Annotated in this window: 12 protein-coding genes and 1 tRNA gene; 9 read left to right on the top strand and 4 right to left on the bottom strand. The window is 72.2% G+C overall.

Annotated features, from left to right (window positions below):
• Positions 1–91: 91 nt before the first annotated feature.
• The 3 genes from ABD249_RS15545 to ABD249_RS15535 all read left to right on the top strand — a co-directional run bounded on the left by ABD249_RS15545 (position 92) and on the right by ABD249_RS15535 (position 2,518).
• Complete coding sequence (locus ABD249_RS15545) at positions 92–637, top strand: hypothetical protein (RefSeq protein WP_344344952.1); 546 nt, start codon at positions 92–94, stop codon at positions 635–637.
• A 129-nt stretch (positions 638–766) separates the two neighbouring features.
• Positions 767–1,915: a zinc-dependent alcohol dehydrogenase gene (locus ABD249_RS15540; protein WP_344344951.1), complete on the top strand. Its 1,149-nt coding sequence runs from the start codon at positions 767–769 to the stop codon at positions 1,913–1,915.
• 36 nt (positions 1,916–1,951) lie between these two features.
• Positions 1,952–2,518: a hypothetical protein gene (locus ABD249_RS15535; RefSeq protein ID WP_344344950.1), complete on the top strand. Its 567-nt coding sequence runs from the start codon at positions 1,952–1,954 to the stop codon at positions 2,516–2,518.
• Between the two features lie 37 nt (positions 2,519–2,555).
• Here the strand turns inward: ABD249_RS15535 and ABD249_RS15530 are convergent, their stop codons facing one another.
• The 4 genes from ABD249_RS15530 to ABD249_RS15515 all read right to left on the bottom strand — a co-directional run bounded on the left by ABD249_RS15530 (position 2,556) and on the right by ABD249_RS15515 (position 4,924).
• Complete coding sequence (locus ABD249_RS15530) at positions 2,556–3,131, bottom strand: DapH/DapD/GlmU-related protein (RefSeq protein WP_344344949.1); 576 nt, start codon at positions 3,129–3,131, stop codon at positions 2,556–2,558.
• A 2-nt stretch (positions 3,132–3,133) separates the two neighbouring features.
• Positions 3,134–4,135, bottom strand: a complete 1,002-nt coding sequence (locus ABD249_RS15525; RefSeq protein WP_344344948.1) for an aldo/keto reductase — start codon at positions 4,133–4,135, stop codon at positions 3,134–3,136.
• Between the two features lie 126 nt (positions 4,136–4,261).
• The gene (locus tag ABD249_RS15520; protein ID WP_344344947.1) at positions 4,262–4,753 is read right to left on the bottom strand and encodes a GNAT family N-acetyltransferase; all 492 of its coding nucleotides are present in this window, start codon (positions 4,751–4,753) and stop codon (positions 4,262–4,264) included.
• An 87-nt stretch (positions 4,754–4,840) separates the two neighbouring features.
• A tRNA-Leu gene (locus ABD249_RS15515) sits at positions 4,841–4,924 on the bottom strand.
• A gap of 121 nt (positions 4,925–5,045) precedes the next feature.
• Between ABD249_RS15515 and ABD249_RS15510 the strand changes: the two genes are divergently transcribed.
• The 6 genes from ABD249_RS15510 to ABD249_RS15485 are packed head-to-tail and all read left to right on the top strand — an operon-like array spanning position 5,046 to position 12,326.
• Positions 5,046–5,723, top strand: coding sequence for an FHA domain-containing protein (locus ABD249_RS15510; RefSeq protein WP_344344946.1), 678 nt, complete (start codon positions 5,046–5,048; stop codon positions 5,721–5,723).
• Complete coding sequence (locus ABD249_RS15505) at positions 5,720–6,280, top strand: FHA domain-containing protein FhaB/FipA (protein ID WP_344344945.1); 561 nt, start codon at positions 5,720–5,722, stop codon at positions 6,278–6,280. The genes ABD249_RS15510 and ABD249_RS15505 overlap by 4 nt, the downstream gene beginning before the upstream one ends.
• A 1-nt stretch (position 6,281) precedes the next feature.
• The gene (locus ABD249_RS15500) at positions 6,282–7,520 is read left to right on the top strand and encodes a PP2C family protein-serine/threonine phosphatase (RefSeq protein WP_344344944.1); all 1,239 of its coding nucleotides are present in this window, start codon (positions 6,282–6,284) and stop codon (positions 7,518–7,520) included.
• The gene (locus ABD249_RS15495) at positions 7,517–9,136 is read left to right on the top strand and encodes an FtsW/RodA/SpoVE family cell cycle protein (RefSeq protein ID WP_344344943.1); all 1,620 of its coding nucleotides are present in this window, start codon (positions 7,517–7,519) and stop codon (positions 9,134–9,136) included. The genes ABD249_RS15500 and ABD249_RS15495 overlap by 4 nt, the downstream gene beginning before the upstream one ends.
• Positions 9,133–10,614 carry a peptidoglycan D,D-transpeptidase FtsI family protein gene (locus ABD249_RS15490; protein WP_344344942.1) on the top strand — a complete coding sequence of 494 codons (1,482 nt, stop codon included), beginning with the start codon at positions 9,133–9,135 and terminating at the stop codon, positions 10,612–10,614. The genes ABD249_RS15495 and ABD249_RS15490 overlap by 4 nt, the downstream gene beginning before the upstream one ends.
• Positions 10,611–12,326 (top strand): protein kinase domain-containing protein, encoded by a 1,716-nt coding sequence (locus tag ABD249_RS15485; RefSeq protein ID WP_344344941.1) that lies wholly within the window; start codon positions 10,611–10,613, stop codon positions 12,324–12,326. The genes ABD249_RS15490 and ABD249_RS15485 overlap by 4 nt, the downstream gene beginning before the upstream one ends.
• The last annotated feature ends 30 nt before the right edge of the window (positions 12,327–12,356 follow it).

Here is a 12,356-nt window from a genome sequence, read left to right as displayed (position 1 = left end):
TCCCGTGCGGTCGAATGGAGGCGGTGCGCCGCCCGGACCAGACGCCTCGAGGCGCGGCAGCCGCCGCCAGGAGACCGAGGACACCGTGACGATGCCGCATCCGCCCGCGTACCAGCCGCCCTCCGCCGTGTTCGCGGGAGCGCTCGGCGATCCCGCCTCGGGAGGCTGGTTCCCCGCGCGGGCCGAGGTCGCAGGCGGCGTCATCACCCTGTGGGTCGCGATGCCGAACGGCTGGACCCAGCACTTCAGCGTCCCGGCGCAGGAGGTCACCGTGAAGTCCGCAGCGCAGCGGATCACGCTCGTCGTCCACGGTCGGAGCTACCCGCTGCTGGCGGACTCCCGCACCGTGGGCAGGGGCATCCGCCACGGCATCGTCGGCGGCGTCGCGAGCGTGCTCGACAAGCCTGTGCTCGGCGCGGGCGTCGACGTCGCCCGCGGCGTCAACGTCGCGGCCGGCGCGCACTCCTTCCAGCTCGGCGGCGGACCGGCGTTCCTCGCCGCTGCGCAGCAGTCGGGCGCGCGGACGTCGCGCGTGGGCTACGGCCCGCTCCTGGGCATCGGATGCGGCTGCGGCGTGCTCGTCGTGGTCGGCGTCACCCTCGTCACCCTCGTCACCCTGGTCGCCATCAGCCTCTGACGCTCGGGCGCAGCCGCTCGGCGCACGAGTCGGAGGATGGCAGCCCGTCGACGCCGCAGCCGCCACGGACCTGCGATCCGCAGACGAGCGCAGCATCGTGGCGTGCACCGCGACGAGTCGAGGAGACGCATGAAGGCCATGACCTATCGCGGGCCGTATACGGTCCGCGTCGAGGAGAAGCCCGATCCGACGATCGAGCACCCCGGGGACGCGATCGTGCGCGTGGACCTGGCTGCGATCTGCGGATCCGACCTGCACCTCTTCCACGGCATGATGCCGGACACCCGCGTCGGCCACACGTTCGGCCACGAGTTCATCGGCACGATCGAGGAGGTCGGCTCGAACGTCGAGCACCTGCAGGTGGGCGACAGGGTGATGGTGCCGTTCAACATCTCCTGCGGCTCCTGCTACTTCTGCGCACGCGGCCTGCTCTCGAACTGCCACAACGTCAACGCGAACGCCACGGCCGTGGGCGGCATCTACGGCTACTCGCACACCGCGGGCGGCTACGACGGCGGGCAGGCCGAGCTCGTGCGCGTGCCCTTCGCCGACGTCGGCCCCTCGGTCATCCCCGAGGGCGTCTCCGATGAGAACGCGCTCCTGCTCACCGACGCCCTCTCGACCGGGTACTTCGGCGCGCAGCTGGCGGACATCGTCGAGGGCGACACGGCCGTCGTGTTCGGCGCCGGCCCCGTCGGCCTCGCGGCCGCTCGCTCGTGCTGGCTCATGGGCGCGGGCCGCGTCATCGTCGTCGACCACCTCGAGCACCGGCTCGAGATGGCACGGACGTTCGGATACGCCGAGACGATCGACTTCGGCCAGGTCGACGACATCGTGCGCCACCTCAAGCGCGCGACGGACGGCCTGGGCGCCGACGTGGCGATCGACGCGGTCGGCGCGGAGGCCGACGGACACGTGCTGCAGCACGTCACGGCGTCGAAGCTGAAGCTGCAGGGCGGGTCGCCCGTCGCGCTCGACTGGGCGATCGACGCGGTGCGCAAGGGCGGCACCGTCTCGGTCATGGGTGCGTACGGCCCGATCTTCAGCGCCGTCAAGCTCGGGGACGCCGTGAACAAGGGCCTCACGATCCGCACGAACCAGGCGCCCGTGAAGCGGCAGTGGCCGCGGCTGTGGGAGCACATCCGCGCCGGGATCATCGATCCGAGCGCCATGATCACGCATCGGATCCCGCTCGACGACATCGCCGAGGGCTACCACATGTCCTCGTCGAAGCTCGATGGGAACGTCAAGACCGTCGTGGAGGTGTCGGGCCGATGACCCTCGCCCGACGCCCCGGCACCCGAGGAGGAGACCATGCCGTACGCCGCTGACGACGCGACGCCCGGGCCCGATCGCGACGCGCTGCGCGCCCGCGTCCCCGGGTGGGGCATCGACCTCGACGCCGCCGACCGACCCGCCTTCCCGCGCGAGCAGCCCGGCATCCCCACGGGCGCGCACTGGCGGCTGCCCGAGCAGCAGGCGCACGGCGAGACCCGCGAGCGGTCGGTCGAGCACCCGCGGATCACGCCCGTGTTCGGCACGGCGCAGCCGCTGCGTGGGGTCTCGGGCGCCATCCGACGGCTGGCGTACGAGCGCTACAGCGAGGGGCAGACGCCGCACTGGCTGCTGCTCATCCTCGGCGACCGCGTCGAGACCGCCGGCTCGCGCGCCAGGTCCCTCCTGTCGACGAGGCCCGACCAGCCCATCACGCAGACCGGCGTGCTCGCCGAGTCGCGCAGGCATCCCATCCGCTCGCGGCGGAGCCCGGGGCGCGTCGACCTGCGTCACGCGTGGATGGATCCGCTGCTCGTTGCCGGACCCTGGCTGCTCGCGGCCGGTGCGCTCGTCGGCGTCGGCCGAGCGGTCGCGCGGCGGCGCTGAGCCGTCGCCCGCAGGCGGAGGCCGCAGGCGGGCGGCGTCAGAGCTCGCGCACCTCGCGTGCCGGCGCACCCACGACGACGGTGCGCGGTCGCACGTCGCGCGTGACGATCGACCCGGCGCCCACCACCGCGTCGTCGCCGATCGTCACGCCCGGGAGCACCGTCACCCGGGCGCCGAGCCACACGTTCCGCCCGAGCACGACGGGCGCGGGGATGAGGTCGCCGCGCCGCTCGGGCGCCATGCCGTGCTGCAGCGTGGCGATGATCGCGTCGTGCCCGATGAGGCAGTCGTCGCCGATGGTGATGCCGCCCTGATCCTGGAATCGGCACCCGGCGTTGATGAACACGCGCCGCCCGATCCGCGTGCCCCTGCCGAAGTCGGTCGTGAAGGGCGGGAAGAGGGTCACGGAGTCGTCGACGGGCGAGCCGATGAGCGCCGACAGCAGCGCGCGCACGCGCTCGGGCTCGTGGTAGCCGCCGTTCAGCTCGCCCGTGATGCGGAGGGCATCCTGGCTCGCGACGTGCATGACGGCGTGGAGCGGCGATCCGCCCTCGATCGTCTCGCCGGCGGCGAGGGCGTCGAGCAGGTCGTCGAGGGTCGCTGCGTCGGCCACGATCAGAGTCCCACGCGACGGAGGTGGACCTCGTCGTAGCGTGCGCCGACGACGGGGATGCGCTCGACGAGCCGGTCGAGGTCCGCCACGTCGTCGGCCGACAGCGCGACCTCGGTCGCGGCGACGTTCTCGTCGACGCGAGCGCGCGTGCGCGTGCCGGGGATGGGCACGATCCACGGCTGCTGCGCGAGCAGCCATGCGAGCGCGACCTGGCCGGGCGTCGCCTGGCGCGTCGTCGCGAGCGCCCGCACGTGGTCGACGAGCGCCTGGTTCGCCGCCAGGCTCTCGGGCGAGAAGCGGGGCGTCGACGCGCGCAGCTCGCCCGGTGCGAAGGTCGCGTCGGCGCCGATCGTGCCGGTGAGGAAGCCGCGACCGAGGGGGCTGAACGGCACGAGGCCGATGCCGAGCTCGGCGAGCGTCGGCAGGATCTCGGCCTCCGGATCGCGCGTCCACAGCGAGTACTCGCTCTGCAGCGCCGTCACGGGATGCTCGGCGTGCGCCCGGCGGATCGTGGCGGCCCCGGCCTCCGACAGCCCGAGGTGGCGCACCTTGCCTGCGGCGACGAGCTCGCCCACGGTGCCCGCGACGTCCTCGATGGGCACGTCCGGGTCGACGCGGTGCTGGTACAGCAGGTCGATGGAGTCGACGCCGAGTCGCTCGAGCGATGCGTCGACGACCCTCCGGATCGTCTCGGGGCGCGAGTCGACGCCGACCGAGCGCCCGTCGACGATGTCCCAGCCGAACTTCGTCGCGAGCACGACGCGGTCGCGGATGGGCGCGATCGCCTCGCCCACGAGCCGCTCGTTGTCGAACGGGCCGTAGACCTCGGCGGTGTCGACGAGCGTCGCGCCACGGTCGACGGCGTGCCGGATGACGCCGATCATGGCGTCGCGGTCGCCGGGGTTCGACGCGGCGCTCGTGGTCATGCCCATCGCGCCGAAGCCGATCGCCCCGACCTCAAGGCCCTCGCCCGTCGCGCCGCGTCCCAGGATCCTGGTGTGCATCGTCCGCTCCTCCTCGTCGCATGTGCGACGTCCGACTCCCAGTCGAGCGCATGTCGACGGCGGTGGGAAGGGTCGTGGCGTGCCGGGTACCGGCATGCCCTCCCACGCTCCCGGCGCAGGGCGGGGTCAGGGCAGCGGGCTGCGGCGCTCGAGCAGCACGGTGTCGTGCCAGACGCCGTCGGGCGTGCGCGCGATGCGCTCGCGCGTGCCGACGACGCGGAAGCCGGCGCGCTCGTGCAGGCGGATGCTCGCGGCGTTCTCGGGCAGGATCGCCGACTGGATCGTCCAGACGCCCGCCTCCTCCGACGCCTCGACGAGGCGCTCGAGCAGCATGCGGCCGACGCCGCGCCCGCGCGCCGCGTCGTCGACGTAGATCGAGTGCTCGACGACGCCCCGGTAGACGGCCCGCGACGACGCCTGCGACGCGGCGACCCAGCCCACGATCGTCTCGCCACCGACCGCGACGTGGCTCAGCCCGGCGACGCGGGTGGCGAGGAACGCCTCGCGCGTCGGCGTCGCGGCCTCGAACGTCGCGACGCCAGAGGCGATGCCCTCGGCGTAGATGCGCTCGACCGCCGGCCAGTCGTCGTCGGTCATGGGCCGCAGCGCGATCGTCACGCAGCGAGCCTGCCACGGTGCGTCGGCGGCGCGTCGCCCGCACACGACGATGGCCCCGGAGTCTCCTCCGGGGCCATCGATCTCGTGTGCGCGAGGGGGGACTTGAACCCCCACGCCCTTGCGGGCACTGGCACCTGAAGCCAGCGCGTCTGCCAATTCCGCCACTCGCGCGAGAGCGTGCATCGCTGCACGCCAACCCCGCGACTCTACCAGGTCGACAGGCCGCTGCGACGCGTCGCAGGGGATCTTCCCCTACCCTGGGGGGCGCACGAGTGAGAGGCATGACAGCAACGTGGGAATCCTCGACAGCTTCGAGCGTGGGCTCGAGCGGGTCGTCAACGGCGCATTCGCCAAGACGTTCCGCAGCGGCGTCGAGCCGTTGGAGATCGCGGCGGCGCTGAAGCGCGAGCTCGACACCAACGCCTCCGTCGTCTCGCGCGACCGCATCCTCGTGCCCAATCGCCTCACGGTGCGCCTCTCCCCCGAGGACCACGCGCGCATGCAGCGGCTCGGCGAGTCGCTCACCGACGAGCTGCGCTCCGCGGTGCAGAAGCACGCGGCCGAGAACCAGTACTCCTTCGCCGGCGGCGTCGACCTGGCGCTCGAACGCGACGACGCGCTCTCGACCGGCATCCTCGCCGTCGACGCCGAGCTCGCGAAGGGCGAGGTCGCCTGGCGCGCCGTCGTCGACATCAAGGGCAACCGCGTCTCGCTGCGCACGGGTCGCACCGTCATCGGTCGCGGTTCCGACGCCGACATCACGATCGACGACGCCGGCGCATCGCGCGCCCACGCCGAGATCGTGTGGGACGGCTCGCGCGCGCAGATCACCGACCTCGGCTCGACGAACGGCACGCTGCTCAACGGCAGGCGGCTGAAGAAGTCGCTGCTCGAGCCCGACTCGATCATCGACATCGGCTCGACGCGGCTCGTGTACCGGGTGCTCGCGGAGTCGAGGGGCGGGCGATGAGCGAGCTGACGCTGTTCCTGCTGCGCGTGGGCTTCCTCGTGCTGCTCTGGGTCTTCATCTTCATCGTCGTGTACTCGCTACGCAGCGACCTCTTCGCCTCCCGCATCACGCGCCTGCAGCAGCAGGGCTCGCCCTCGCCGACGCCGAGCGCGGCACCCGCGACCCCGCCCTCGTCGCGTGCAGCCGCACCTGCCGCCTCGCCCGACGCCGCCACCACCGTCACGACCATGGGTCGCGGGTCGCGCACGGCACCCGCGGCGGCGCGCGCGGCGAGCAGGCTCGTCGTCACGGGCGGTCCGCGCGCGGGCCTCGAGGTCGATCTGCCGTCGACGGGCCTCACGATCGGACGCTCGAGCAGCGCCGGCCTGCAGGTCAAGGACGACTACACGTCGTCGAACCACGCCCGCCTCGTGCTCGACGGCGACGCATGGCGCATCGAGGACCTCGGCTCGACGAACGGCACGTTCGTCGCCGGCCGCCGCGTGACGGGCTCGAGCCCCGCGAGCCCGGGCGTGGAGCTGCGGATCGGCACCACCACGTTCGAGCTGAGGCGGTGACGTGGCGCTCGCCGCAGCACGCAGCCACGTCGGCAGGGTCCGGAGCGACAACCAGGACTCGGGCTACGCCGGCGCGCACCTCTTCGTCGTCGCCGACGGGATGGGCGGCCACGCGGGCGGCGACGTCGCGTCCGCCCTCACCGTGCGCAGGCTGCGCGAGGTCGACCGCCCGCACGACAGCCCCGAGGAGGCGCTCGACGACCTGCGGGACATGATCCAGTCGGCGGGCGAGACGCTGCAGACGAAGATGCGCGAGCACCCTGAGCTCGTCGGCATGGGCACGACGGTCTCGGGCATCGTCCGCGTCGGCGATCGCATGGCCATCGCCCACATCGGCGACTCCCGCATCTACCGCTACCGCGTGGGCGCGCTCACGCAGGTCACGACCGACCACACGTTCGTGCAGAAGCTCGTCGAGGCCGGGCGCATCACGCGCGAGGAGGCCGAGACCCACCCGCGGCGCAACGTCGTGATGCGCGTCCTCGGCAACATCGAGACGCATCCGGAGGTCGACGGCTTCATCGAGGACGCGCAGCCGGGCGACCGCTGGCTCGTCTGCTCCGACGGGCTGTCCGGCGTCGTCGGCGAGACGCGGCTCGCGCAGCTGCTCGGCCAGCGACGCGACGCCGCCGCGACGGCCGACCGCCTCGTCCAGGAGGCGCTGAGCCACGGCGCCCCCGACAACGTCACGGTCGTGATCGTCGACGTCGACGAGTCGCCCGCGTCGAGCGTCGAGCCGCAGACGGTGGGCAGCGCCGCGACCGAGATCGACTACGCGGCGACCGAGCCCGAGCCGGCCCCCATGAGCCTCACGCAGCTGCTGCTGCACCCCATCCAGGCGAAGCAGCAGCCCGCGTACGAGCACTTCGAGCCCGAGAGCGAGGAGTACCTCGCCGAGCTGCTCGCCGAGCACCGCCGCTGGAAGCTCCGTCGTCGCATCACGTGGACGGTGGGCGTCGTGCTCGCCGTCATCGTCGTCGTCGGCGGCGCGCTCGGCTTCTACGCATGGACGCAGACGCGCTACTTCGTGGGCGCGAACGACGACGGCTACGTCACGATCTACCAGGGCGTGCAGAGCGACGTCGGCCCCGTGGTGCTGTCCTCCGAGGTGCAGGTGACGAGCATCGAGCTCGCCGACCTCACCGACTTCGAGCAGCAGCGCATCGAGCAGACGATCAACGCCGACGACCTCGACGCCGCGCAGCGCATCGTCGACCGGCTGGAGGTGTCGTCGCCATGACGAACGCGCTCCAGACCGGCATGATCCAGCTGCGCGACGCGACCGAGGCGATCCGCGTCCGCATCCGCAACCCGCAGCGGCTGCGCGCGCTCGAGCTCTTCCTGCTCGTCATCGCGTGGGCCATCGCGGCCGGCGCCCTCGTGCTCGTGCAGATCGGCGCCCTCGAGGCCGTCGACCTCACGCTCCTGTACCTCTTCGGCGGCCTCGCGGCCATGACGCTCGTCGTCCACATCGTGCTGCGCGTCGTCGCGCGCGACGCCGACCCGTTCCTCCTGCCCATCGCGACGGCGCTCAACGGCCTCGGCATCGCGATGATCTACCGCATCGACATCGCGCGCGGCGACCTCGGATGGGATGCCGCGGGCGTGCGCCAGATCGCGTGGACGGGCATCGCGATGATCGCCGCGATCGTCGTGCTGCTCGTCATCCGCAACCACCGCGTGCTGCTGCGCTACCGCTTCACCGCGATGGCCGTCGCGCTCGTGCTCCTGCTGCTGCCGATGATCCCGGGCATCGGCGCCGAGATCAACGGCGCGCAGGTGTGGATCCAGCTCGGCCCGTTCTCGTTCCAGCCCGGCGAGATCGCGAAGATCGCCCTCGCGGTGTTCTTCGCCGGCTACTTCGTCACCGCCCGCGACTCGCTGTCGATCGCCGGGCGCAAGGTGCTCGGCCTGCAGCTGCCGCGACTGCGCGACCTCGGCCCGATCGCGCTCGTGTGGGCGATGTGCATGATGGTCCTCGTCGTGCAGGGCGACCTCGGCACCGGCCTGCTGTACTTCGGCCTCTTCACGGTCATGCTCTACGTCGCCACCGGGCGTCGCTCGTGGATCCTCATCGGCCTCGTGCTCGTCGCGTTCGCCGGCGGCCTCCTGTGGCTGCTCACGCGCGGCGAGGCCGAGTGGATGCAGCGCGTCGGCATCGGCGTCATCGTGCTCGCGATCGTCGCGATCACCGGCTCGTTCGCCGTCATGGCCCTGCAGCGCTGGCGCGCGGGCGACGGCATCGGCTGGATCGTCACGGGCGGGCTCTCGGCGGCCGCCGGCCTCGTCGTCGCCGTGCTGCTGCTGCGCCTCGACCCCGCGATGCTCGAGGGCCTCGGCATCGGACGCGTCGAGGCGCGCGTCGAGGGCTGGCTGCGCGCGTTCGACCAGGACGTCTTCGAGCGCCAGTCGGGCAGCTCCTACCAGCTGGTGCAGGGCATCTTCGGCATGGCGGCCGGCGGCCTCATCGGCACGGGCCTCGGGCTCGGCAGGCCGAACATCGTGCCGCACGCCGAGTCGGACTTCATCATGGCGTCGATGGGCGAGGAGCTCGGGATGGTCGGGGTCTTCGCGATCCTCGCGCTCTTCCTCGTGCTCGCCTCGCGCGGCATCCGCATCGGCTACCTCGGCTCGGACGACTTCACGCGGCTCCTCGCGACGGGCCTCGCGTTCGTCATCGCGCTGCAGGTCTTCATCGTCGTCGGCGGCGTCACGCGCGTCATCCCGCTCACGGGCCTCACGACGCCGTTCATGGCCGCGGGCGGATCCGCCCTGCTGGCGAACTGGATCATCGTCGCGCTGCTGCTGCGACTCAGCGACACCGTGCGCGTGCAACGAAGGGTGGTGACCGCATGAACCGCGAGCTCTCGAGGGTCAGCGTGCTGCTGCTGTGCATGTTCGTGGCGCTGTTCGGCTCCACGTCCATCATCCAGTGGGCGCAGGCCGACGCGCTCCGCGACGATCCGCGCAACTCGCGCACGATCCTCGCGTCGTTCGCCGCCGAGCGCGGCTCGATCCTCGTCGATGGCACCGCCGTCGCGCAGAGCGTCGAGTCCGGCGACGTCTACGAGTGGCAGCGCGTGTACCCGCAGGGTGCGCTCTACGCTCCAGTCACGGGCTACAACACGCTCGGACAGGGCAACAGCGGCATCGAGGGCGCCATGAACGACGAGCTGACGGGGCAGGCGTCCAGCCAGTTCTTCCAGCAGGTCGAGCAGCTCATCACGGGACAGGATCCGTCGGGCTCCTCGGTCGAGCTCACGATCGACCCCGCCGCGCAGCAGGCCGCGATGGACGGCCTGGCCGCCGCGGGCGCCGGCGCGACGGGTGCGGCCGTGGCGATCGACCCTGCCACCGGCGACATCCTCGCGCTCGCCTCGAGCCCGACGTTCGACCCGAGCCTGCTCGCGAACCACGACACCGAGGCCGTCATCGCCGCGTACGACACGATGCTCGCCGACCCGAACGACCCGCTCGTGAACCGCGCGATCGGCGGCGACCTGTACTTCCCCGGCTCGGTCTTCAAGCTCGTCGTGACGGCGGCGGCGATCGAGTCGGGCAGCTACACGCCCGAGTCGACGTTCGGCAATCCTGCGTCGCTCGACCTGTCGGGCACGCAGACCCCCATCTACAACTCGACGCGGCAGGCGTGCTCGGGTGGCGAGGGCGACCAGGTGTCGCTCACGAGCGCGCTCATCTACTCCTGCAACATCCCGTTCGCCGAGCTCGGCGAGCAGCTGGGCGAGGATGCGATCGCCGACCAGGCCGCCGCGTTCGGCTACGGCGACCCTCTGTCGATCCCGATGTCGGTGACGCCGTCGACCTACCCGACGGGCCTCTCGCCCTCCGAGCTGCAGCTCACGTCGTTCGGCCAGTTCGACGTGCGCGTCACGCCGCTGCAGATCGCGATGACGACCGCGGCGATCGCGAACGGCGGCGAGCTCATGCAGCCGCAGCTCGTCGACGAGGTCATCGACACCGAGACCCTCGACGTGCTCGCCGAGCCCGCCCCGCAGTCGCTGGGGCAGGCGGTCAGCGAGTCCACGGCTCAGACCATGCAGGATCTGATGGTGCAGGGCGTCACCGAGGGACTCGCGTCGAACGCGGCCATCCCCGGCGTGACGGTCGGCGGCAAGACCGGCACGGCGGAGAACGACGAGTCGGGCGACAGCCCCTACAACCTGTGGTTCACGGGATTCGGCGAGGGTTCGGACGGCCAGCAGGTCGCCGTGGCCGTCGTCGTCGTCCCGGAGCAGAACATCGCGGCAGACACCTCGAACCAGGTGGCCGCACCCATCGGCAGAGCGATGATCGAGGCGGTGCTGAACTCATGAGGCCAACGAGCGGACTCACCTTCGGCGGGCGGTACCAGCTCACCTCGAGGATCGCCATCGGCGGGATGGGCGAGGTCTGGCAGGCCAGCGACCTCGTCATCGGACGCACGGTGGCGCTGAAGATCCTCAAGGACGAGTACATGGGCGACCCGGGATTCCTCGAGCGCTTCCGCGCCGAGGCCCGGCACGCCGCGCTCGTGAACCACGAGGGCATCGCCAACGTGTTCGACTACGGCGAGGAGGAGGGCAGCGCCTTCCTCGTGATGGAGCTCGTGCCCGGCGAGCCGCTGAGCGCGATCCTCGACCGCGACCGCACGCTGCCGGCCGACAAGGTGCTCGACATCGTCGCGCAGACGTCGGCCGCGCTGCACGCCGCCCACCAGGCCGGCCTCGTGCACCGCGACATCAAGCCCGGCAACCTGCTCATCACGCCCGAGGGGCGCGTGAAGATCACCGACTTCGGCATCGCGCGCATCGCCGACCAGGTGCCGCTCACCGCGACGGGCCAGGTCATGGGCACCGTGCAGTACCTGTCGCCCGAGCAGGCGAGCGGCCAGGCCGCCGCGCCCGCGACGGACATCTACTCGCTCGGCATCGTCGCCTACGAGGCGCTCGCCGGCCGTCGCCCGTTCACGGGCGAGTCGCAGGTCGCGATCGCGATGGCGCACATCAACGACGCGCCGCCCGAGCTGCCGGGCACCGTGCCCGAGCCGGTGCGCAACCTCGTGCTGTCGTGCATCGCGAAGAAGCCGGCGGATCGTCCGACGTCCGCCGCGCACCTGTCGCGCGCCGCGACGATGCTGCGCCGCGGCGACATCGCCGGTGCCGCCGCCATCGTGCCCGGCATCGCCTCGACCGACTCCTTCGCGACGATCGACGCGCCCACGCAGGCGACGACGCGCGTCATCGGCACGCAGTCGCAGCCGGCGACGTCGGCGCTCCCGATCGCCATCGACGACGAGCGGCCGGTCGACGAGCGCAAGCGCCGCCCGTGGATCGTCTGGGTCGTCATCGCGGCGATCCTGCTCATCGGTGGGCTCATCGCGCTCGCGTGGGCGCTGCTCGGCATGGGCGGCGACGACCCGGAGCCGTCGCAGTCCGCGCCGCCCTCGCCCACGCCGTCCGAGACGGCCGAGACGGTGCAGATCGACGAGGACGACTACCTGGGCCTCACCGAGGCCGAGTTCCGCGACGCCATGGCCGACCTCGAGCTCGTCGCCGACGTGCAGACCGGCAGCGAGGCCGCGCCGACGGCAGCCCAGGTGGGCACGGTGTACGCCGTGAACCCGACGGGTCCCGTCGCCACCGGCTCGACGATCTCGGCCGCGGTGTACGCGCCGCTGCCGACGCTCGCCGAGCCCGAGGCCGCGACGCCGCAGGGCGGCTCGACGGACGTGGAGCCCGGCGACGCGCTCACGGTCACGTGGCCGACGTACACGTGCCCTGCGGGCTACTCGGGCTCGTACACGGCGCTCATCGAGGGTCCGGCTGGCGTGGGCAACGTCGACGGCTCCAGTGCGCAGGTCACCTTCAGCGGCCCCGGCAGCGTCACCTTCACGTACACCGTGACGTGCGAGGCCGACGGTCGCGAGCCCCTGACGAGCCCGGCCTCCGCGCCGCTCGTCTTCACCGTGACCGAGCCGGTCGAGACGCCTGCCCCGTCGACGCCGCCGTCGGAGGAGCCCCAGCCGTCCGTCCCGCCGTCGCCCTGACCTCATCCACCTGCGGCACAGGTCCGCACC

The sequence above is a fragment of the Agrococcus versicolor genome, from assembly GCF_039531815.1.
Classification (GTDB): domain Bacteria; phylum Actinomycetota; class Actinomycetes; order Actinomycetales; family Microbacteriaceae; genus Agrococcus; species Agrococcus versicolor.
This window is presented reverse-complemented; position numbering and strand designations above follow the sequence as displayed.